The organism is Paraburkholderia sp. Cy-641, assembly GCF_011752945.1.
Classification (GTDB): Bacteria; Pseudomonadota; Gammaproteobacteria; order Burkholderiales; family Burkholderiaceae; genus Paraburkholderia.
This window is the reverse complement of the sequence record NZ_VWWM01000029.1, coordinates 14,447-36,672: the sequence shown is the minus strand read 5'-3', so window position 1 is coordinate 36,672 and position 22,226 is coordinate 14,447. Positions and strand designations below refer to the sequence as shown.

20 protein-coding genes are annotated in these 22,226 nt (G+C 64.0%); 13 read left to right on the top strand and 7 right to left on the bottom strand.

Annotation, left to right across the window (positions count from 1 at the left end):
* Positions 1–27 precede the first annotated feature (27 nt).
* The 3 genes from F3J20_RS17495 to F3J20_RS17485 all read left to right on the top strand — a co-directional run bounded on the left by F3J20_RS17495 (position 28) and on the right by F3J20_RS17485 (position 2,711).
* Complete coding sequence (locus F3J20_RS17495) at positions 28–1,164, top strand: LacI family DNA-binding transcriptional regulator (protein WP_167284027.1); 1,137 nt, start codon at positions 28–30, stop codon at positions 1,162–1,164.
* A gap of 60 nt (positions 1,165–1,224) precedes the next feature.
* Positions 1,225–2,139 (top strand): YhfC family intramembrane metalloprotease, encoded by a 915-nt coding sequence (locus tag F3J20_RS17490; protein WP_167284026.1) that lies wholly within the window; start codon positions 1,225–1,227, stop codon positions 2,137–2,139.
* 206 nt (positions 2,140–2,345) lie between these two features.
* On the top strand, positions 2,346–2,711 hold the full coding sequence (locus F3J20_RS17485; protein ID WP_167045972.1) for a DUF3022 domain-containing protein: 366 nt from the start codon (positions 2,346–2,348) through the stop codon (positions 2,709–2,711).
* Positions 2,712–2,849: 138 nt separating this feature from the next.
* Here F3J20_RS17485 and F3J20_RS17480 read toward each other — a convergent pair whose 3' ends face one another.
* Entirely contained in the window at positions 2,850–3,287 is a 438-nt protein-coding gene (locus F3J20_RS17480; RefSeq protein ID WP_167284025.1) for a PGDYG domain-containing protein, read from the bottom strand.
* A gap of 426 nt (positions 3,288–3,713) precedes the next feature.
* Entirely contained in the window at positions 3,714–4,241 is a 528-nt protein-coding gene (locus F3J20_RS17475) for a Spy/CpxP family protein refolding chaperone (RefSeq protein WP_167045966.1), read from the bottom strand.
* A 288-nt stretch (positions 4,242–4,529) separates the two neighbouring features.
* Here F3J20_RS17475 and F3J20_RS17470 point away from each other — a divergent pair, with 288 nt between their 5' ends.
* Together F3J20_RS17470 and F3J20_RS17465 are read left to right on the top strand one after the other, a co-directional pair.
* Positions 4,530–4,988 carry an Lrp/AsnC family transcriptional regulator gene (locus F3J20_RS17470; protein ID WP_167045963.1) on the top strand — a complete coding sequence of 153 codons (459 nt, stop codon included), beginning with the start codon at positions 4,530–4,532 and terminating at the stop codon, positions 4,986–4,988.
* Between the two features lie 233 nt (positions 4,989–5,221).
* Positions 5,222–6,331 (top strand): saccharopine dehydrogenase NADP-binding domain-containing protein, encoded by a 1,110-nt coding sequence (locus F3J20_RS17465; RefSeq protein WP_167284024.1) that lies wholly within the window; start codon positions 5,222–5,224, stop codon positions 6,329–6,331.
* Positions 6,332–6,484: 153 nt separating this feature from the next.
* Here the strand turns inward: F3J20_RS17465 and F3J20_RS17460 are convergent, their stop codons facing one another.
* Together F3J20_RS17460 and cydX are read right to left on the bottom strand one after the other, a co-directional pair.
* Complete coding sequence (locus F3J20_RS17460) at positions 6,485–7,063, bottom strand: ATP-binding protein (RefSeq protein ID WP_167045957.1); 579 nt, start codon at positions 7,061–7,063, stop codon at positions 6,485–6,487.
* Positions 7,060–7,209, bottom strand: a complete 150-nt coding sequence (gene cydX, locus F3J20_RS17455; RefSeq protein WP_167045954.1) for a cytochrome bd-I oxidase subunit CydX — start codon at positions 7,207–7,209, stop codon at positions 7,060–7,062. The genes F3J20_RS17460 and cydX overlap by 4 nt, the downstream gene beginning before the upstream one ends.
* 476 nt (positions 7,210–7,685) lie before the next feature.
* Here cydX and corA point away from each other — a divergent pair, with 476 nt between their 5' ends.
* The 8 genes from corA (at position 7,686) to F3J20_RS17415 (ending at position 20,745) form a co-directional block, all read left to right on the top strand.
* Complete coding sequence (corA, locus tag F3J20_RS17450) at positions 7,686–8,663, top strand: magnesium/cobalt transporter CorA (RefSeq protein ID WP_167045951.1); 978 nt, start codon at positions 7,686–7,688, stop codon at positions 8,661–8,663.
* A 503-nt stretch (positions 8,664–9,166) separates the two neighbouring features.
* Entirely contained in the window at positions 9,167–10,210 is a 1,044-nt protein-coding gene (locus F3J20_RS17445; RefSeq protein WP_167045948.1) for a LacI family DNA-binding transcriptional regulator, read from the top strand.
* Positions 10,211–10,409: 199 nt separating this feature from the next.
* Positions 10,410–11,348, top strand: a complete 939-nt coding sequence (rbsK, locus tag F3J20_RS17440; protein ID WP_167284023.1) for a ribokinase — start codon at positions 10,410–10,412, stop codon at positions 11,346–11,348.
* A gap of 398 nt (positions 11,349–11,746) precedes the next feature.
* Positions 11,747–13,552: a methyl-accepting chemotaxis protein gene (locus tag F3J20_RS17435; protein WP_167284022.1), complete on the top strand. Its 1,806-nt coding sequence runs from the start codon at positions 11,747–11,749 to the stop codon at positions 13,550–13,552.
* A 416-nt stretch (positions 13,553–13,968) separates the two neighbouring features.
* A complete protein-coding gene (locus tag F3J20_RS17430) occupies positions 13,969–14,730 on the top strand; it encodes a hydratase (protein WP_167045939.1) in 762 nt (253 codons plus the stop codon).
* A gap of 900 nt (positions 14,731–15,630) precedes the next feature.
* Positions 15,631–17,553: a PrkA family serine protein kinase gene (locus F3J20_RS17425; protein ID WP_167045936.1), complete on the top strand. Its 1,923-nt coding sequence runs from the start codon at positions 15,631–15,633 to the stop codon at positions 17,551–17,553.
* Positions 17,554–17,716: 163 nt separating this feature from the next.
* Positions 17,717–18,988, top strand: coding sequence for a YeaH/YhbH family protein (locus F3J20_RS17420; RefSeq protein WP_167045933.1), 1,272 nt, complete (start codon positions 17,717–17,719; stop codon positions 18,986–18,988).
* A gap of 233 nt (positions 18,989–19,221) precedes the next feature.
* Positions 19,222–20,745 carry a SpoVR family protein gene (locus F3J20_RS17415; RefSeq protein ID WP_167045930.1) on the top strand — a complete coding sequence of 508 codons (1,524 nt, stop codon included), beginning with the start codon at positions 19,222–19,224 and terminating at the stop codon, positions 20,743–20,745.
* Positions 20,746–20,938: 193 nt separating this feature from the next.
* Here F3J20_RS17415 and F3J20_RS17410 read toward each other — a convergent pair whose 3' ends face one another.
* From F3J20_RS17410 to F3J20_RS17400, 3 genes are all read right to left on the bottom strand, one after another.
* On the bottom strand, positions 20,939–21,298 hold the full coding sequence (locus F3J20_RS17410; protein ID WP_167284021.1) for a DUF1493 family protein: 360 nt from the start codon (positions 21,296–21,298) through the stop codon (positions 20,939–20,941).
* Positions 21,298–21,729 carry an STM2901 family protein gene (locus tag F3J20_RS17405; RefSeq protein ID WP_167284020.1) on the bottom strand — a complete coding sequence of 144 codons (432 nt, stop codon included), beginning with the start codon at positions 21,727–21,729 and terminating at the stop codon, positions 21,298–21,300. Before F3J20_RS17405 ends, F3J20_RS17410 begins: the two co-directional genes overlap by 1 nt.
* Positions 21,730–21,942: 213 nt before the next feature.
* Positions 21,943–22,164 (bottom strand): hypothetical protein, encoded by a 222-nt coding sequence (locus tag F3J20_RS17400; protein ID WP_167045924.1) that lies wholly within the window; start codon positions 22,162–22,164, stop codon positions 21,943–21,945.
* Positions 22,165–22,226 lie beyond the last annotated feature (62 nt).

Below are 22,226 nucleotides of genomic sequence, written 5' to 3'. Positions count from 1 at the left end.
CGATATGAACGATGAACCTGTAAGCCGATGAGCACGCCATCCGCCACGCCGCGCCGCGCGACGATCACCGACGTCGCGCGCGAAGCCGGCACCGGCAAGACCAGCATCTCGCGCTATCTGAACGGCGAGATGAACGTGCTGTCGCCCGAGCTGCGCGCGCGCATCGAAGCGGCGATCGAGCGGCTCGACTATCAGCCGAACCAGATGGCGCGCGGGCTCAAGCGCGGACGCAACCGGCTGATCGGTATGCTGGTCGCCGACCTGACCAATCCCTATTCGGTCGAAGTGCTGCAAGGTGTCGAGGCGGCTTGCCACGCGCTCGGCCTGATGCCGCTGATTTGCCACGCGGCCAACGAAGTGGAGATGGAGCGGCGCTACCTGCAACTGCTCACGACCTATCGCGTGGAAGGCGTGATCGTCAATGCCCTCGGCGTGCGCGAGGAAACGCTGCGGCCCGTCGGCGAGGGCGGGATTCCGGCCGTGCTCGTCGATCGGCAGGTGGAAGGACTCGTCGCCGATATGGTCGGGCTCGACAATCGCGCCGCGGCCGAACTCGGCACGCGGCATCTGCTCGAACAGGGTTTCGAGCACATCTGGTTCGTCGTGCAGCCGTTCGAACAGGTCAGCTCGCGGCATCTGCGCGTGGAGGCGTTCGGCGCCGCGCTGCATGCGCAGAACCAGGCGCGCGGCCATACGCTGGTGTTGAATCTCGCGGATGCGGCCGAGGTCGAGCGCAGCCTCGCGGAACTGGATCGCGCGATCGAGGCGGTGAGCGGCGGTGACCTCGGCCGCAGCGTCGATAGCGACACCGGCAGCATGAGCGGGACCGGAACCGGCAGCGTGAGCGGCCAGCACATCGCGAATAACGCGCACGCAACCACCCGCATCGCGCTATTCGCGGCCAACGCGCCGGTCGCACTATGTCTCGCCCTGCATCTGAAGGCACGGTACGGCGCGCACTGGCAAAGCCGCGTCGCGCTCCTCTCCATCGACGACCCCGACTGGGCCGAGCTCGCCGGCGTCACGACGATCCGTCAGCCGACCTATGAAATCGGCTATCGCGCGGTCGAGTTTCTGCACGAGCGCATCGAGGGCGCGCAAACCGGCGCGCGCGACTGTCTGCTGCCGGGCGAACTGATCGTGCGCGCGTCGACTTCGCGCTGATCTGCGATCATTCGGGCTGCGGCGCGCAGCGGGTGCGCGCCGGTCATCGCAAGGAAATTCATGGTCGTCGCACCACTTACTCTCGCGAGCCTCGTGCTCGCCACGCTCGTTATCGCCGCGTTGCCGTTCCTGATCTACCGGCAGTTGCGCGAGCCGCTTGCGCTGAAACCGCGCGACGCGATCGCCGGCGTCGCTGTGTTCGCCTTGTTCGCGATGGTGATCGAGCGCGCCTTGCACGACTACCTGCTGCGCGGCAACCAGACGACCGCCGCGTTTCTTTCGCATCCGCTAGCTTTCGTCGTGTACGGCGCGCTGGCCGCGGGCATCTGCGAGGAAGTCGGGCGGTTTGTCGGCATGCGCTTTCTGGTCAGGCGCGCGATGGCGAAAGCGGCCGCTGGCACGCCCCGGGTTGCGGCGGCCGAAGGCCGTCCCGATGCCAAAGCCGACCTCAAGATTCGCGCGGGCGCGCAAGCCAGCGCACGCACGGCCGCCTTGCGCGCGGACGATGGCGCCGCGCTCAGCTACGGCCTCGGCCACGGCGGGGCGGAAGCGTGGATGGTCGGCGTGCTCGTGCAATTCCAGTGGATTCTGTTTGCGATCCTCGAAAACCGCGGCCAGCTCAGCGGCTACCTGGGCGACCTGCCGGACGAAGCGGTGATGCGCATCCATCTGATTCTGGCGAGCCTCACGCCGCAGATGGCCGGTGTCTTCGCGATCGAACGCGCGGCCGCGCTGGTGTTTCAGATCGGCCTGTCGGTGCTGATGTGGCGCGGCATGCAGGCGGGCTGGCGCGGCATCCTGCCGCTCGCGATCGTGCTGCACGCGCTGATCGACGTGCCCGCCGCGCTGTTCCAGGCGCGGCTTGTGCCGCTCGCAGCAGTGGACGCCGTGTATGCGGTGCTGGCGGTGATCGTGGTCGGAGTGCTGGTGCGCCGGTATCGGCGGCCGGAAGCGGGTGAGACAAGGGCGCATTGACGGGGGCGTGGCGGGGTGGCTGCGGGTGGCGCGATAACCTCTCGAGCCTCGCTGCGCTACGCGCCGTATCGGACCGATGGGCGCCGGATGGCGGGCGGAAGGGCGGGCTGTGGGCAAGCAACGGCCGCGAGCGCCTCGCTATCGACCGTGCCTTTCTCTAAAATGCGCCTACCTTTTTCCAGTATCCCGATTTTGCGGCGGCCTTCATGGAAGCTTACCAATACGACTGCGCGAATCCCGAGTTTGAGGAGCTGGCGCGCGTCATCAGCGATCTCTTTCCCGAGCAGACGCAGTTCATCCAGCGCGCATCCGACGACGGCACGCCCACGCTGGCGATTCACTGGGTGGCGATGCGCTTCGGCTCGACCGCGCGCCGTATCGAGATGACGGTGGTGATCGCGCCGGCCGCGCTCGCGCGTTATCGTGCGTTACCGGCCCGGTTGCGCGGACGCAGCTTCGCGGTGTTGCGGGCGTATGTCGAGGCGAGCCTCGGCTCGCTCGAAGAGATGTATGCGAACGGCGAAGCCGTGCCGCGCGACGTCACGGTGGATCTCGGCGACGAATTCGCCTGACGCGCGTCGCTCGCTGCGGTGCTAAAACGGTTCGGGGCCGATCCGGGGGGCAGCCGGAACGGCGCAACTGGGATGCGCTCGATTCGCGATTCGACTTGCGGTTCAATTCGCGGCTCAGTTTGTGACTCGATTCGCGGCTCAATCCGCGAGCCGATACACCTTCGCGAAGCGCGCGGCCTGCACGACGCCGTAGTCGCCGGGCGCATATTGCATGACCCAGTCGCCGGCCGCGCCGTGCAGCACGTCGCCGCCGGCGGCGGAGCGGGCCAGCGAGAAAGCTTCGTTCATCTGCCGGGCCAGCACGACGGCCGGGCGATTGCGATAGGCGCCGGGCTCGCCGTGCGCGAGGGCCGGGTCGGCGGGCACGTATTTGGCGTCGAAGCGTTCGCGCGACACGACCCAGCGGTCGCCGGTCGAGCCGGTGATCAACGCGTCGCCGCGCGCGTAGCGATTCGGGCCTTCGAGGCTCATTAACTGGCCTTCGACTGCGGCGAATTCGACGCCGACCGTTTCGTCCTTGACGACGCGTTGGGCGTGCGGATCGTCACGCAGATCGAGATTCCTGAGTTCGGTCATGAAGCGGATGGATAGTTGAGATTAGAGCGCGGAACGGCCGTGGTGCGTTGCCGTTTTGCGTCGAAAACTGAAGCCCACGGTTGTAGCGGATACCGCCGCACGCCGCGCACCCGAATCATGCCAGATGCGTTTGCGGGCCGGGCTGTTTTGAGATGAGACGCGCCTTGTTTCCGGCGGTGAAAAGAGAGCGGGCGAGAGCAGCCGACGTACAAGCAGGCGCACACAAGGACGAAGGTATGCACGGGCTTACCGCCTGCGCGCGCAGGCGGACGTCCCGCGCAAAAACGCCGATCGGCGCGAAGTGATGAGGCCAACGTTACATGGCCAAAGCCACGACGCCGACATGACGCCGCAAAGCGGACCGACCGGAGATCGAAGACCGTGGCCCGCTTGCGCGGCGAGGTTCGCCGCGCAAGCGTCGATGCCTTACTGCTTCGCCGCCGCGTCGCTTGCCGGTTCCGCCGCCGCCTTGCCGGCCTTGCCCTTGCCGTGATGGCCGCCGCGATGGTGAGCGCCGCCTTCCGGGCCGCCGCGATGGAACGTCGCGTCGGCGAGCTTCTTCTGCTCCGGCGACATGCTGCTATAGAGCGGGTCGAACGCGTCGACGAGCTTCTTCATGCCGTCCGCATGCGCCTGGGCGATCTGCGCGTACTGCTTCATGTCGTCGAGCGCGCTCACGTTCGCCGCGGCCTTGCGCTGCTGGAACAGCTGGCCCATCGTCTCGCCGTTGTCGCGCATCACGTCGGCGAATGCCTTCCATTGCGTTTCCTGTGCCGATGTGATCTTCAGTTGCGAGTGCAGATAGGCGATGCGGTCTTCGACGTTGCGTGCGTAGCCGGCCTTGGCCGCCGGGGCCGAGGCGGCGCTCTGCGGGGTCGCCGCGGGCGCGGAAGCCTGGGCGAACGCGCCGCCCATCGAAACGGCCGTAGCCAGCATAACCAGTGCTTTTTTCATCGAAACTCCTGATGTCGGTTCGTATTGGGACAAGGCGCGCGGCGGCGAACCGTCGCGCACCCATGGCGAATAGCGGCGCACGGCGACCGGCTGCCGCATCCGCCCGTCACCGCTATTAGTAACACGATATGCCTACAATACGTTTCCAGTGCGACAAACGCTTACAACCGAAACGAAAGGGAAATGGGCTGCGGGGCTGTCCACAGCCGATTTCGCACACCGTTGTCCAGCCTCTTGCCGGGACGCGCGATAATCCGCCATACCGCCGACCCACTTTCCTTTCCTTCGATGAGACCACCGCGCCTCGATCAGCTCGACGACCTCGACCGCAGCCTCGTTGCCCTGCTGCAAGCCAACGCCCGCGAAAGCGTCGCCAGTCTCGCGCGCCAGCTCGGCATCGCGCGCACGACCGTGATCGCGCGCATCGCGCGGCTCGAACGCAGCAACGTGATCGCCGGCTATAGCGTGCGGCTCGGCCAGGACGTGCTCGATTCGAGCATCGTCGCGTATGTCGGCATCATCATCGCGCCGAAGTACGGGCCGGCCGTGCAGAAGCGCCTCGCGAAAATGCCCGAGGTGCAGCTGCTATGCGCGGTGAGCGGCGAGTTCGATTACGTCGCGTGGCTGCGCGCCGATTCGCCCGAGCGGCTCAACGATCTGCTCGATCAGATCGGCGGTCTCGAAGGCGTCGAACGCACGACGACGTCGATCATTCTCGCGCGCAAGATCGACCGAGGCACGGTATGAGTCGGCTCAATCGACCATTCACGTTAACGGCTTTTTAATGATTTTTCGACAGATCGTCTGACGGCTTCGTCATAACGTCGAACTTTATGGTCATAGCGCAGCATTTTGCGCATATGAACTGTTCTCGCTTCTTCCTACACTGTCCTTGAAGGGTTCGGCCCGCGGGCGCCGCATGCCATGCGCGGCGCGCCTGCCTGGCTCGGAGACGGCACACGGACAACAAGGAGAAGCACATGAAAGTAGCGATTGTTGGCGCGGGTCTGATCGGTCACACGATTGCCCATCTGTTGCGCGAGACCGGCGACTACGACGTCGTCGCATTCGACCGCGATCCGCACGCGCTCGATAAGCTCGCCGTCCAGGGCATCCCGACGCGGCGCGTCGATTCCGCCGATGCCGCCGCGCTGCGCGCCGCGATCCAGGGCTTCGACGTGCTCGTCAACGCGCTGCCGTACTACCTCGCGGTCAACGTCGCGTCGGCGGCAAAGGGCGCGGGCGTGCACTATTTCGACCTGACCGAGGACGTGCGCGCGACCCACGCGATCCGTGTGCTCGCCGAAGACGCCGGGCATGCGTTCATGCCGCAATGCGGTCTCGCGCCGGGTTTCATCGGTATTGCCGCGCACGAACTCGCGAACCGCTTCACGGAAATCCGCGACGTGAAAATGCGCGTCGGCGCACTGCCGGAATTCCCGACCAACGCGCTGAAGTACAACTTGACGTGGAGCGTCGACGGTCTCATCAACGAGTATTGCCAGCCCTGCGAAGCGATTCGCGACAGCCGCACGCTGTGGGTGCAGCCGCTCGAAGGTCTCGAACATTTTTCGCTCGACGGCATCGAGTACGAAGCGTTCAACACGTCGGGCGGTCTCGGCACGCTGTGCGAGACGCTGGCGGGCCGCGTCGAATCGCTCGATTACAAGTCGGTGCGCTATCCGGGCCATCGCAACCTGATGCAGTTCCTGCTCGAAGACCTGCGTCTGTCGAGCGACCGCGACACGCTGAAGACGATCATGCGGCGCGCGGTGCCGGCGACCGAGCAGGACGTCGTGCTCGTGTTCATCACGGTGAGCGGCATGCGCGACGGTCAGCTCGTGCAGGAGGTGTTCACCCGCAAGGTCTTCGCGAAGACCGTCGGCGGCGTGCCGATGAGCGCGATCCAGATCACGACGGCCGGCGCGATGTGCGCGGTGCTTGATCTGTTCCGCGAACGCAGGCTGCCGCACCAGGGCTTCGTGCGCCAGGAGCAGGTGTCGCTCGGCGAATTCCTGGCGAATCGTTTTGGGAAGCTCTACGAGGGGCAGCCGTTCGAGGCGAGGGTGCGGGCGGCGGCCGCGGTTTGAGGGCGTGCCGGTTCGAGGGTTGAAGGTTCTGATATGTCGGGATGAGGGGCGTCGCGGTCGAGCCGACGGGCTGCGACACGCTCATGGAGCCTGAGCGCATCCGCGCAAACTTTATCGCACGTGCGGTTCGTCATCTGCCTGGTTCATCATCCGTCAGGCAACGAGCCGCGCCAGCAGCGCATCGTAATCCGCTTGCGTCGGCGCGGTGTTGTCGAACATCAGCAGATCGTCGCAAGCCGCGCCGCTCGGCACGAAGCGCCGTTGCCGGTATTCGTCCCAGTGCGCGAGCTTGTATGCGTCGTTCGGATTCGCGCGTGCGACGATCCGCTGCCGCGCCGTGTCTTCCGACGTGTGAACCCAGACGACACGCAACTCGACGTCTTGCGCGACGCCGAGCCATGCGTGATCGAACAGTTTGCGCTCGCGTACTTCGCGCGACAGCGGTCCGATCACCAGTGCGCTGATGCCAAGTTCGAGATTGTCGCGCGCGGTGTCGATGAGCCCGCGATACTCGGGGTCGCGCAGATGCTGCAGAAAAAGCGGGCTGTCGCGGTCGTTCGGATCGCCGGTCAGCATTGCCATCGCAGCCGCGCTGTAGCCGCCGAACAGCGTGTCCTTGTCGAGCAGGCAGAAGGGTTGGCCGCTCGCCTTCATCAACGGTGCGAGCAGCTTTTTCGCGAGCGTCGTCTTGCCCGTGCCCGCATGACCGCAAAAGAAAACCAGCGACGTCACGAAGGCGAATCTCCCGATGCAGCGGCGTCCTCACCGGGGGGCTGCGGATCGCGCGCGAACTTGCCGTTGGTCTCGAGCCACATGACGTTGATGATGCCGAAACCGAGGGCCACGCCCACGCCGAGAATCCAGGTGAAATACCACATCGCAGTCTCCTTGAACACGCGTCCGGCGACGCGTGCATGAAGCCGGCATGAAGCGGCATAAAGGCCGGCAAACGAGGGCGGCGGGGCGCGGCGCGTAATCGCAGGGCTTGTTGCTGCGGCCTCGCCCGCGTCCGACTCCGTCCGGTTTCCCGCAGCGGATGCGCCGAAGTACGGTACGGCGCGCACCGCAGCGCCCGCACGCGGCTAGCTTCAGGTCGATCATGAAGAAGAACGCCGCGCCACGCAAGAGGCGCGGCCCCTGGCCGTTCGGCCAGGCTGGCGGAATGGTCGTGCGTTGCTATCATGCAGGGCAGTCATGCGAGCGTTCGCGCGCTTTCGCGATGCGCTCGCGTGCGCGGATGGCGAGCGCGTCACCGATCTGAATTAATGCCGGCCGCGACGACCGCCTTGCGAAGCGCTGATGCGCGAGGCAAGGCGAAGCGCGAGGCGGACTTCGTTTTCAAGGTAATCCGAACATGCTGATCAATTGCGCCGCCTATCAGGACGGCCGGAAACTCGCCGACATCGAGATCGAGAACATCAGCGACTACGTCGCGCGTCCCGAGTGCTTCGTCTGGGTCGCGCTGAAAGACCCGGACGCCGGCGAACTCGCGATGATGAAAGACGAGTTCAATCTGCACGAACTCGCGATCGAGGACGCCCAGAACGGCCATCAGCGTCCGAAGATCGAGGAGTACGGCGATTCGCTGTTCGCCGTGATGCACACGGTCGAGACCGACGACGACGGCGAACTGATGATCGGCGAAGTCGACGTGTTCGTCGGCAGCAACTACGTGCTGTCGGTGCGCCGCGGCACGCGCACCGGCTTCCAGAACGTGCGCGCGCGCTGCGAGCGCGAGCCGCATCTGCTCAAGGAAGGCTCGGCGTTCGTGCTGTATGCGCTCGTCGATGACGTGGTCGATCGTTATTTTCCGGTCATCGAGGCGATGAGCACCGAGCTCGAAGCGCTCGAAGACCGCATCTTCGACAAGAACGATTCGGCCGCCTCGCGCGCGATCGTGCAGGACCTCTATTCGATGAAGCGCCGGCTCGTGATCCTGCAGCACCATATCGTGCCGCTGCAGGAAGCGCTCGGCAAGCTGACGGGCGGGCGCATTCCGAGCATGTGCTCGGGCATGCAGGCCTATTTTCGCGACGTCTACGACCACCTCGAACGGATCGTCCGGACCATCGAGGGACGCCGCGAAATCGTCGTGACCGCGGTGCAGGTCAACCTCGGCATGATCTCGCTCGCGGAGAGCGAGATCACCAAGCGGCTCGGCTCGTTCGCGGCGCTGTTCGCGGTGCCGACGATGATCGCGGGCATCTACGGGATGAACTTCGAGCGGATTCCCGAACTCCATTTCAAGTACGGCTATCCGGTCGTTCTGCTCGTCATGCTGGTCATCGACGTCGTGCTGTTCCAGCGCTTTCGCAAGGCCGGCTGGCTGTAGCCGGCCCCGGTTCAAGGGCGCTCGCGCAACGGATGCGCGGCCGCTTCGCCATGCACGAACAGGGCGCGAGGAAGGACGCGAGAAAGCGCGGGCGCCGGCGAGGCGACGCAAGCGGTGCCGGATGACGTGGCAAAAAATGTCACAAATTGGCTAAAAAGTCGTAGTGAAAGCGGTTCCATAACCAGCGGCTCCGCATTTATTCAGCAAATGCTCAAGAAAGTCGCCGGGCTGCCGTTAAATCCGGAGATAAGCGTCATGGCCGATCGATCGTGGCGCGCCGCGGCGGGCCACACACGGGGCGACAAGCACGAGCGGCGCGCAGGATGGGCGAGGTGTGAGGTGCGGAGCAAGGCGGCGCCGCGGACACGACCTTGTCCGCCAACCCCTCGGTGCCGCCCGCGAGCGGCAAGCCAGCCGCACACGGTCCGATCGACCGCGACGAAACTGCATGGGATGGGAGTCAGCGCCGAAGCGCACTCCGATCGACAGGAGAGCAACAGGTTATGGCGACGATCAAGGATGTAGCGGCTGTGGCGGGCGTGTCGTTCACGACGGTATCGCATGTGGTGAACAACTCGCGCCCGGTATCGGCCGACGTGCGCGCGAAAGTCGAACACGCGATCCGTCAACTGCACTATGTGCCGTCGGCGGTGGCGCGCTCACTGAAGGCGCGCGCCACCGCGACGATCGGACTCGTGGTGCCGAACAGCACGAACCCGTATTTCGCGGAACTCGCGCGCGGCATCGAGGACGGCTGCGCGCGCAACGGCTACTGCGTGTTCTTCTGCAATTCCGACGACGACCCCGCCAAGCAGCGCAACTATCTGCGCGTGCTGCAGGAAAAGCGCATCGACGGGCTGATCGTCGCGTCGGCCGGCGACGACGCGGTGCTCGCGCAGACGCTCGCCGACTCGCGCGAGCCGCTTGTCGTGGTCGATCGCAACATCGAGGGGCTCAACGCGGACCTCGTGCAGATCGACCACGAAAAGGGCGCCTATCTCGCGACGCGCCATCTGCTCGAACTCGGCCACGCGCGGATCGGCTGCATCACGGGGCCAGTGCAGACGGCGGTCAGCGCGATGCGTGTGCACGGCTTTATCCGCGCGATGACCGAGCGCGGCATCGAGATTGCGGATGGCGCGATCGTCGAAAGCGATTTTTCGGGCACGGGCGGCCATCGCGCGGCCGCGCAACTGTTCGAAACGGTCAGGCCGACGGCGATTTTCGCGGGCAACGACATGATGGGCATCGGCGCGCTGCGCGCCGCGGCCGAGCGCAATATCAGCGTGCCGCGCGACTGTTCGATCATCGGTTTCGACGATATCGAGCTCGGGCGTTTCACGTTTCCGTCGCTGTCTACGGTCGGGCAGTCGGTGCGCGCGCTCGGCGACATGGCCGCGCAGACCTTGATCGAGCGGATCGCCGAGGCTTCGTCGGGCAATGGCGCGCGCGCGCCGGCGAAGCGGCGCGTGGTGTCGCCGCGCCTGATCGTGCGGGAGTCGACCGCGGCGTGGGCGGGCGAGGCCCGGCGCGATCAGGCGGCGTGACCGTGCGTATGAGGCGGCGCCCGCACGAAGAAGTGCACCTATGACGCTTGGCACGCATGAAGCGGCACCTGCATAAAGTAACGCACGCGTAAAAAACACGCACCAACGCACATAAATAAGACAACGCACGCATAAGATCGCCACCGCGTCAGGTACTTGGTAACGGTTCAGCCCAGCGGCGTACAACGGAGACAGGCAAGTGGCACACAACCAAACGGCTGCGCGCGTGACGGTGGTCGGCAGTCTGAACATGGACCTCGTGGTGCGCGCGCCGCGTCTGCCGCATCCGGGCGAGACGCTCGCCGGCCGCACGTTCGCCCAGGTGGCGGGCGGCAAGGGCGGCAACCAGGCGGTCGCGGCCGCGCGGCTCGGCGCGCGGGTGTCGATGCTCGGCTGCCTCGGCGCCGATGCGAACGGCGCGCAGTTGCGCGCCGGCCTCGAAGCGGAAGGGATCGATTGCACCGCGCTCGAAACCGGCGCCGAGGCGAGCGGCGTTGCGCTGATTACCGTCGATGACGCGAGCCAGAACGCAATCGTGATCGTCGCGGGCAGCAACGGCGAAGTGACGCCCGCGACGATCGCGCGCCATGAAGCGGCTATCGCAGCCGCGGACGTCGTGATCTGCCAGCTCGAAACGCCGCCGCAGGCGGTGCGCGCGGCCCTTGCCGCGGCGCGCCGGCTCGGCAAGATCGTGATCCTCAATCCCGCGCCCGCCACCGGACCGTTGCCGGCCGACTGGCTGCCGCTCATCGACTATCTGATTCCGAACGAACTCGAAGCGGCCGCGCTAAGCGGCCTGCGGGCCGATTCGCCCGACGCCGCCGCGCAGGCCGCCGCCGCGCTGCAAGCGGCCGGCGCGCGCAACGTGCTCGTCACGCTCGGCGCGCGCGGTGTGCTCGCCGCGCTCGAAGACGCGGCCGCCACTCACTACGATGCGCCGAAAGTCGCTGCGGTCGATACGACCGCAGCCGGCGATACGTTCATCGGCGGCTTCGCGGCGCAACTCGCGCAGGGCGCGAGCGTCGGCGCGGCGATCCGCTTCGCGCAGCGCGCCGCGGCGCTTTCGGTGACACGCGCGGGCGCCCAGCCGTCGATTCCGACGCGAGCCGAGGTCGACGCTTTCACCTCATTCGCCTGAGCCCGGCTCGCCTCGGCAAGGCAAGGCGAGGCGAGGCAAGGCAAAACGCCGCTCGCTTTCTCCGCCTGCGCCAAAACAGGATCAGCCGGCTTCGCCTCACCCGGCGTCCCGCGCCCGGGTTCTGCCGCGGCAACCTCAAAACTCACGTGCCACCCAGCCTCGCCAGCGCTCGCTGCCTGCCCTGATCTCACCGTTTCAAAGCCCAACTCGCTTTCAACTGCTTACAACGTCTTTTTTCATGGACTTGAGCGTCGCGGGCTTCAAATGCTTCAAGTCTGCGAAGGCCCTGCCGTAAACGGGACTGGAAGCACGCACACAACAAAGCGCCGGAACCCGATTGTCACGCCGCCGCCATGCTGCGAATGCCGCCTCTCACTTTGCACAGCCACAGGAACACCATGTTGAACAAGGGCATTACGATCAAGGCGCGAATCGGCCTCACGATGGCTTTCCTCGCCGTGTTGCTGGTCGCGATCAGCGTTTTCGGCTTATTCGGCATCAGCCGTTCGAATAGCGCCTACCAGGACACCTTCACCAACGCGATGCCGAGCGCGACCGCCATCGATAACGCCGAGGTGTACACGGCGCGCGAGCGGCTCGTGCTCGACCGCGCCGCGTTCATGGGCGGCTCGCCCGAAGTCGCGGCGACGCTGGAGCGCGCGCGCCTGATGCGCGAGACGTCCGACACCTGGTGGAAAAAATATCTGGACCTGCCGCGCGACGCCAATGAGGACCGGCTCGCGCAGGACGTCACGGCGAAGCGCGACGCGCTGCATCAACGCATGGACGCGTTCGCGGCGGTCATCGCGGCGAACGATCATGACAAGATGGTCGGGAGCGGGAAGGGCCTGCAGGAGGATTACAACGCGCTCTCGCTCGCCGACGACGCGCTGCGCAAATTCCAGTTCGACTCGGCGAGGCAGGGCTACGACTCCGCGCAAGGCAGTTTCGACCTGTTCCGCATGGTCAGCATCGGCTCGCTGGTGGCGGGCGTGATTGCGGCGCTGCTGTCGTATCTGACGCTGAGCCGCGCGATCTCGCGGCCGCTCGACGAAGCGCTCGGCCACTTCGACGCGATCGCGGCCGGCGATCTGCGCCGGCCGGTCGTCGTCACGTCGCGCGACGAAATGGGGCAACTGCTCGACGGCATCGCCAGAATGCAGCGCAGCCTCACCGAAACGGTACGCAGCGTGCGCAGCGGCAGCGAGTCGATCGCGACCGCGACGCGCCAGATCGCCGCGGGCAACATCGATCTGTCGTCGCGCACCGAGGAGCAGGCGTCGGCGCTGCAGGAAACCGCGTCGAGCATGGACCAGCTGACCGGCACGGTCAAACAGAACGCCGACAACGCGCGCCAGGCCAGTTCGCTCGCGGCCAACGCGTCGGAGATCGCCAACAAGGGCAGCGCGGTGGTCGGCCAGGTGGTCGGCACGATGGGCGACATCAACCAGAGCTCGGCGAAGATCGCGGACATCATTTCGATCATCGAGGGCATTGCGTTCCAGACCAATATCCTCGCGCTCAACGCGGCCGTCGAGGCGGCGCGCGCCGGCGAGGAAGGGCGCGGCTTCGCGGTCGTCGCGGGCGAGGTGCGCAGCCTCGCGCAGCGCTCGTCGGCGGCGGCCAAGGAGATCAAGGAACTGATCGACACCTCGGTCGAGCGCGTGCAGTCGGGCTCGGCGCTCGTCGACGAGGCGGGCCGCACGATGACCGAGATCATCGGCGCAGTGCAGCGCGTGACCGACATCATGGGCGAGATCGCGGCGGCGTCGAAAGAGCAGAGCGGCGGCATCGACCAGGTCGCGCGCGCGGTCACGCAGATGGACGAGGTCACGCAGCAGAATGCCGCGCTCGTCGAAGAGGCGGCGGCCGCTGCGGCGTCGCTCGAAGAGCAGGCGGCGCACCTGCGCACGGCCGTGGCGGTGTTCCAGGTCGATGACGGCGGGCAGCACCCGCAGCGCGTGCAGACCGCCGGCGCACCGAGGCGCGCGATGCCGGCGGGGGCGTCGGCGGGTTTGTCCAATGCCGCTCGCGCACGCAAGCTCATGCATGCCGGTGCGCCTGCCGCCCTGCCGGGCAAGGCTTCGGCGGCGATGACGTCCGCGATGGCATCCGAAGCGCCGCTGGCGATGGCCGCGCCTGTGCGGGCGTCCACTCAGGCTGCCGCGAGCGCCGGCGGCGATCAGGATTGGGAAACGTTCTGACGTGACGTGCCCGCTGGCGAAGCGCGCGTCGGCTTTGGTTTTCCGCGCTTCCATCTGTTCCAGGGCAACGCGGCGCCAGCGCAGCCATATCGGAACATTCATTCCCGACTAACTCGCCCCGGACAGCCTCTTTCGCGCGTTCCGCGCGGCGGGACGACGACGGGCCACGCCGATGACAATCCACGGATCCAAGACTGCGCATGCGCCCGCATCCGCGGTCTTTTTTATGACACGCGCGTGAATTGACGTTTGCGTGACTCGGGCTCTCCCCGGCGCGCGCCGCGATCCGGTACATTGACGGGCACGGCCACGACCCGAGCCGGCGCCGGCCGGCGCCCCACGTGGCTTGCCCCCGAGCGCGATACCGTCGCGACGCCCCGATGAACCGTTCCATGCGCCAGCCAGAAAGGACCGACATGACGCGATACGATCTTGTGCAACGCCTCGTCGAGGCACGCCGGCAGCATCGCCCGATCGATGCGCCCGCACCCGACAGCCTGCCGCCCGATGCGGCGACCGCCTATGCGATCCAGCAGGCGGTCATCGCGGGCCTCGGCGAGTCGACCGGCGCGTGGAAGATCGGCGCGAAAACGCCGGGCGGCGCCGCGTCGGGCGCGCCGATTCCGGCGTCGCTCGCGGTGCCGTCGCCGGCGCGGCTCGCGCATGACGGGTTCTTCCGCGTGCTGCTCGAACTCGAAATCGCGTTTCGTTTCGACGAGACGATCGAGCCGCGCAACGACGCGTATGCGCGCAACGAGGTGCTCGCGAAGCTTGGCGTCGCGCTGCCCGCGATCGAGATCGTCGACAGCCGCTTCGCCGAGTGGCCCAACGTCGCGCCGCTTGCGCAACTGGCCGACGCGCAGAACAACGGCGCGCTGATCACCGGGCATCCGGTCGCGTATGCGGGCCTCGCGCGCAGCTTCGACTTCGTCTCGCCGGAGCTCGAACTCAGCGTCAACGGCCGCTCGCTCGTGCCGGAAGCGACCGGCAATCCGGCCGGCGATCCGCGCGAGTTGCTCGTGTGGTTCGTCAACCATTGCGCTGCAATGGGTATCACGATCGAACCCGGCTGGACGATCACCACCGGTTCGTACGTCGGCGCGCACAAGGTCGGCGAGCCGGGCATCGTGCGCGGCCATATCGACGGCCTCGGCGAAGTGGAAATCGAGCTGACCTGAGCGAACACACCGCAGCGGCGCGCCCGCGCCTGTCACCACCGCTGACGAAGCATCATGCAAACGGCTGCCCGAGGGCGGCCGTTCTGTTTTTCACGACGCCACGCGCTTCGCGCGCATCTAAATCGTTAATGGCCTGCGCGAGGTCGTTGCAACTTTGCGTGGGTCTTTCCGTATACACCTATGAAGGCGTCGTGGTTTGCCGCCGTGAACCAGTCATACGGACGCTTCACGCAACGATGCGTGACTCATGCGTGCAACGCGCGGAACCAAAAGCCATCGCGCGCGGACGAATCGCGTGAAGGTGCGCTAAGCGTGCAACGGACATGTAACAACTGTACATGCGTGTAGACCGCGCGTTCGTGTCGCGCGTTGAGATGGAAAGCCGTCACGCAGCATCATGACATCGGGGCTTTAGAGATGAAATGCGCATGAGCGGACAGCCGATGCCTGACGACGCGACAGTGCGGGAACGCGATGTGCAACGGCACGCTGCGGCTGCGGTGCGATGACATGGAAGCCGTGACTCAGGTGACGCAGGTCACGCGATGCGGCGGCACAATGAAGCCGCGCAATAGCGCCAACCGGCGATGCGTTGCTGAATAAAGCAGCAGTGGAGCGGAAGGAGCAGTGAGGGCGTAGCGAGGTGAGGCGGTGACGTGGTGCGGGCGGCGATGGCGTCAACGTCATCGCAACATCATGAGCGCTGCAACATGAGTGGGAAATTGTAGGTGCTTGAAACCGGGTTTCCAAGTGAGGATTGGCAGGAAGCTGTTATGGTGCGATTTTCGTAACGTAGTCCGTGAAAAAAAATTTAAAAGGGTTTAGGATGAATTCGAGCGATGTCGTTTCCGAATAGCGCGCCGCGCACGACTTCGCTCCAGACTTCGGCGAGGAGGTAGCATGGATATCTACAGCAGTTTCGCGACCCGCTTCGAGAAAACACGGGAGGACGAACTCTCGCTCGAGGAGTATCTCGCGCTCTGCAAAGACAATCCCGCCGCGTACGCCACTGCTGGCGAACGCATGTTGACGGCAATCGGGGAGCCGGAACAGATCGACACGCGCAACGATCCGCGTTTATCGCGTATCTTCGCGAACAAGGTCATCAAGGTATACCCCGCATTCCGTGAGTTCTACGGAATGGAAGAGGTGATCGAGCAGGTGGTCGCCTACTTCCGGCACTCGGCCCAGGGGCTCGAAGAAAAGAAGCAGATCCTGTATCTGTTAGGCCCGGTCGGCGGCGGCAAGTCGTCGATTGCGGAACGTCTGAAGCAACTCATGGAGCGCGTGCCGTTCTACTCGATCAAGGGCTCGCCCGTGAACGAGTCGCCGCTCGGTCTGTTCGATTACGAGGAAGACGGCCCGATCCTCGAAGAACAATACGGCATTCCACGCCGCTACCTGAAAAGCATCCTCAGTCCGTGGGCGGTCAAGCGCCTGCACGAGTACAACGGCGACATCCGCAAGTTCCGCGTGGTGCGCCGCTATCCTTCCATCCTTCGCCAGGTCGGCATCGCCAAGACCGAACCGGGCGACGAGAACAATCAGGACATCTCGTCGCTGGTCGGCAAGGTCGATATCCGCAAACTCGAACAGTACGCGCAGGACGACGCCGACGCCTACAGCTACTCGGGCGGCCTGTGCCTTGCGAATCAGGGCCTGCTCGAATTCGTCGAAATGTTCAAGGCGCCGATCAAGGTGCTGCACCCGCTGCTCACCGCGACCCAGGAAGGCAACTTCAAGGGCACGGAAGGCTTCGGCGCGATTCCGTTCGACGGCATCATCCTCGCGCACTCGAACGAGTCGGAGTGGAAGGCGTTCCGCAACAACCGCAACAACGAGGCGCTGCTCGACCGGATCTTCGTCGTGAAGGTGCCGTACTGCCTGCGCTATAGCGAAGAGGTCAAGATCTACGAGAAGCTGCTGCGCAACTCCTCGCTCGCGAATGCGGTGTGCGCGCCAGGCACGCTGAAGATGATGGCGCAGATGTCGGTGCTCACGCGCTTGCAGGAGCCCGAGAATTCGAGCCTCTTCTCGAAGATGCAGGTCTATGACGGCGAGAATCTGAAGGACACGGACCCAAAGGCCAAGTCGTACCAGGAGTATCGCGACTTTGCCGGCGTCGACGAAGGCATGACCGGCGTGTCGACCCGCTTCGCGTTCAAGATTCTGTCGCGCGTATTCAACTTCGACTCGACCGAGGTCGCGGCCAATCCGGTGCATCTGATGTACGTGCTCGAACAGCAGATCGAGCGCGAGCAGTTCCCGCCGGAAACCGAGCAGAAGTATCTGTCCTTCATCAAGGACGTGCTCGCGTCGCGCTATGCCGAATTCATCGGCAAGGAGATCCAGACCGCGTACCTGGAGTCGTACTCGGAATACGGCCAGAATATTTTCGACCGCTACGTGACCTATGCGGACTTCTGGATTCAGGACCAGGAGTTCCGCGATCACGACACGGGCGAGAGCTTCGACCGCGCCGCGTTGAACGCCGAGCTCGAGAAGATCGAGAAGCCCGCGGGCATCAGCAATCCGAAGGACTTCCGCAACGAGATCGTGAACTTCGTGCTGCGCGCGCGGGCCGCAAATGCGGGCAAGAACCCCGCGTGGATCAGCTACGAAAAGCTGCGCGTCGTGATCGAAAAGAAAATGTTCTCGAACACGGAAGAGTTGTTGCCGGTGATCTCGTTCAACGCGAAGGGCTCGGCGGAAGAGCAGCGCAAGCACGAAGACTTCGTCAATCGCATGGTGGCGAAGGGCTATACGCCGAAGCAGGTGCGCTTGCTGTGTGACTGGTATCTGCGCGTGCGCAAGTCGTCATGATGCGCGCGTGATACCGATGGTGTGCCGCCCGTACGGTTTAACCGTACGGGCAACCGGCGAGGCGCAAGCCGCATAGCGTTGCACTGCGCGGCGGGCGTTTCGCGCACCCGAAATATGAGTGCGGCCGCAGGAGATCGCGGCTGCATGGGACGGGAGACCGGGCGTGCTTCATCAAATTATCGACCGCAGGTTGGCAGGCAAGAACAAAAGTATTGCGAATCGCGAGCGTTTTTTGCGCCGCGTCAAGAACTACATTCGCCGCGCGGTTTCGGAGGCCGTGCGCGACCGCAGCATCAAGGACATTCAAAACACCCAGAGCATCACCATTCCGCGCAAGGACATCGCGGAACCGTCGTTTCGTCATGGCCCCGGCGGCAAGCGCGAAATGGTGCACCCCGGCAATTCGGACTATATCCGTGGCGACAAGATCCAGCGTCCGCAAGGCGGCGGGGGGAGCGGTGGCGGTAGCCAGGCCAGCAACGAAGGCGAAGGTCAGGACGACTTCGTGTTCGAGTTGAGCCGCGAAGAATTCATGCAGTACTTCTTCGACGACCTCGAACTGCCGCGTCTCGTCAAAACCCATCTGATGGCCGTGCCGACGTGGAAAAGCATCCGCGCGGGCTGGGCCGCCGAAGGCACGCCGAACAATATCGACGTGGTCCGCTCGTTGCGCAGTGCGCTGGGCCGGCGCATCGCGCTCGGTGCGCCGCTTGTCAACCAGTTGCGCGAGATGGAGCGGCAACTCGAAGAGCTGAAGGCCGATCCCGCCGATCGCCGCGAAGAGATCAAGCTGCTCGAAGACGACATCCACCATTTGAAGGGACGCATCTGGCGAATTCCGTTCATCGACCCGTTCGATCTGCGCTACGTGAATCGCGTGAAGCAGCCCACGCCGTCGAGTCAGGCCGTGATGTTCTGTCTGATGGATGTGTCCGGCTCGATGGACGAGCAGCGCAAGGACCTCGCCAAGCGCTTTTTCATCCTGCTGTACCTGTTTCTCAAGCGCAATTACGAGCGCATCGAGGTCGTGTTCATTCGCCATCACACGCGTGCCGAGGAAGTCGACGAAGACACGTTCTTTCACTCGACCGAAAGCGGTGGCACGGTGGTGTCGAGCGCGCTCGAACTGATGCGCAAAGTCATGGAGGAGCGCTATTCGCCGACTGAATGGAATATTTACGGGGCGCAGGCGTCGGACGGCGACAACTGGACCGACGATTCTCCGAAGTGCCGCAAGATACTCGCGGATGACATCCTGGAGAAGGTGCGGTATTTTGCGTATATTCAGGTGACGCCCGAAGAGCAGAACCTGTGGCTCGAATATGCGCAACTGGCCCTGACCCAGCCGCATATGGCGATGAAAAAGGTGGAAACCGCAGCCGATATCTATCCGGTGTTTCGCGAGCTGTTCGAGAAGCAGGCGGCGACTTCGTGACGGAACGCCCGTTGCGAGAAAGCACCTGATCGATGAAGCGCGCGGCGCGCACTCCTGCGACAAGATTCAGCACAGGTCGTATGAAAGGGCGCCGCGACGCACAAGGCGTGCCGCGGTCACAATGGGGGCATGCCGAGGCGAGGGCGGAACGGTAGCCGTCCGAGCCGGAGCAGTCTGCCATGCTGCAGCACGGGACACGCCGGAACGCCCCGCGAGGGCAAAGGGAAGTCCGTATGAACGTAGCCGATAGAAGGCCTCTGCCGTGCCCGTCCGACTGGACCTTCGAATTGATCGAAGAGTACGACTCGCATATTGCCCGTGTTGCGGAGCAATATGAGCTCGACGTGTATCCGATCCAGCTCGAACTCATCAGCGCCGAACAGATGATGGACGCGTACGCGTCCGTCGGCATGCCCGTGAACTACCGTCACTGGTCGTTCGGCAAACACTTTCTTGCCACCGAAAAAAGCTACCGTCGTGGACAGATGGGGCTCGCGTATGAAATCGTCATCAACTCGAACCCCTGCATCGCGTATCTGATGGAAGAGAACACGATGACGATGCAGGCGCTCGTCATCGCGCATGCGGCCTACGGGCACAACTCGTTCTTCAAGGGCAACTATCTGTTCAAGCTCTGGACCGATGCCCACGCGATCATCGACTACCTCGTCTATGCGAAGAATTACATTGCCGAGTGCGAGGAACGCTTTGGGCTCGACCGTGTCGAGGAACTGCTCGATTCGTGCCATGCGCTGATGAACTATGGCGTGGACCGCTACAAGCGCCCGCAGAAACTGTCGCTCGAACGGGAATTCGCCGCGCGCCGCGAACGCGAGGCGTATCTGCAATCGCAGGTCAACGAGTTGTGGCGCACGCTGCCGACGCGGCATACGCCGTTGCCCGAGGAAGTCGAGGAGCGCTTTCCGCCCGAGCCGCAGGAAAACCTGCTGTATTTCGCGGAGAAAAACGCGCCGCTGCTCGAACCGTGGGAGCGCGAAGTGATTCGCATCGTGCGCAAGATCGGCCAGTACTTCTATCCGCAGCGGCAGACCCAGGTCATGAACGAAGGCTGGGCGACGTTCTGGCACTACACGCTGCTCAATACGATGTACAACCAGGGCAAGCTCGAAGACGGCTTCATGATGGAGTTTCTCCATTCGCACAGCAACGTCGTCTATCAGCCGCCGGTCACGAAGCCGTACTACAGCGGCATCAATCCGTATGCGCTCGGTTTTTCGATGATGAGCGACATTCGCCGCATCTGCGAGGCGCCGAGCGAGGAAGACCGCAAGTGGTTTCCGGAGTTGGCCGGCAGTCCGTGGCTGCCCGCGATGCATTACGCGATGCGCAACTTCAAGGACGAGAGCTTCGTCGCGCAGTATCTGTCGCCGCACCTGATCCGCGAAATGCGCCTGTTCTCGGTGCTCGACGACGACATGCGCGATGCGCTCGAAGTCTCGGCGATTCACGACGACAGCGGCTATCAGTACGTGCGCCAGGCGTTGTCGCGGCAGTACGACATGCATCACCGCGAGCCGAACATTCAGGTGTGGGCGGTCAATACGCGCGGCGATCGCAGCCTGACGCTGCGGCACTTCATGAGCGACAACCGGCATCTGTCGTCCGATAGCGATGAAGTGCTCAAGCACATGGCGCGGCTGTGGCAGTTCGACGTGTACCTCGAAAGCGTCGATGAGAACGGCACTGTCAGAAAGCGTTACGAGTGCCGCTATGTGCCGCCTTCGGTGAGGGTTTGATGGTGTGGCGGGTTGGATCCGCCTGAGGGTCCGCCTGATTCTGTTGCTGCGCCGTTTCGCTTCAATCCAAAGCCCTGGCTGGTCTTGCGACTGGCCGGGGCTTGGTGTTTATTGCGAGTGGAGTTTGCGCTCAGGCTTTGCCTTCGGGCATGTCACGATGCGGATGCACGACCTGGCGAACCTATCGCTCGCTTTATGAGTCGTGCCTTCCTTCCAGCGAGGCCGAATCCCATCTGCCGAGCGCTGCGGCATCGGCGAGCATGCCGACCGTGATCGGCACGCGTTCAAGTGCGCCGTGCTTTTTCCTGAAGAGCACGGTGACGAGCGAGAGGATGAGGCCGGACCCTTCGTTCACGAAGTAGCGATCGAAGCTGAAGTCGCCGACGTCGACGTTGAAGGCGTCGAAAAACTTCTCCATGAACGTCTCGGCTTCAATGCCTGTCAGGTCCAGGTCGTCTGTGAGCTTCGTTTGAGCGGTAACCTGCTTGCGCTGCGAGATTCCGGTTCGTGCGCGCACGAATTCTTCGATGGCGCCCAGCCGTTGATGGTCCATTAGTACACCCGGTCTTCCGGTTTCACGAGCAGGTTGTAGTGTCTGATACTTTTGTAGGTAATGGTTGTCGCATCGTAGGCGAGAAACACTTCTCCGATGACTGGGATTGATCGCCCTACGAATACACCGAGATTGTTTGTGAAGAGGATTTTCAGTTTGCGTACGCTTTGCAATGTGAGCGTCGGAAGTATACGAAACTTGATCTCGTAGTCCAGATGCCGGCGAGAAACACGCGATGCGATCGATGTGCCTTTCGTTGTGCCTATTGGTTTGCGCCGTGTTGGCAGGAACGGCCAGCCGGCGAGAATTGCCGAAACGCTCACGAGATCATCGACGCCCAGTCGTTGCGATGCCTCGTCCAGAAAGACCAGAAAGAAGAGTTCAGACGGAGAGAGATAGGTGTGAACGCCATAATTATAGGTAGTACTCATAGTTCCTCCATTAAATCGTCGGAGGAATATAGCAAGCGCGAATTTCGGGATGGCGCCGATTGTCAAAGTTTGACAATCGGTAGAGAAAGACTTGGCTATGTCGAGACTCAGAGAAGTCCTGTGGCTACCTGTAACACACGCCATCAAGGATGGTGCCATGACACAATAAACCCATACGCCCGTGCGTACAAAACCAACAGAAACAAAATACCCTCAACTCACAACAAGCCGCATCCCCCACGCATGCAACAGATCGCGCAGCGTCTCGGCCTGTTCCATCTTCGCGTCGCCTCGCAGATGAATCTGCACAGCACGGCCCGCGATGCCGTCGATCGGTTGCGCGAGCCATAACTCCACGGCAAGCCCGAGGCCGTCCGGCTGATTGTCGAGAACAGGCTCGATCACGCGCGGTCTGAAACAGGCATGCTCTGACATGGCGAATCCCCTCTGCTGCGATGACGGAACGCCTTTATCGTAATCAGCGGCACGGATAGGGC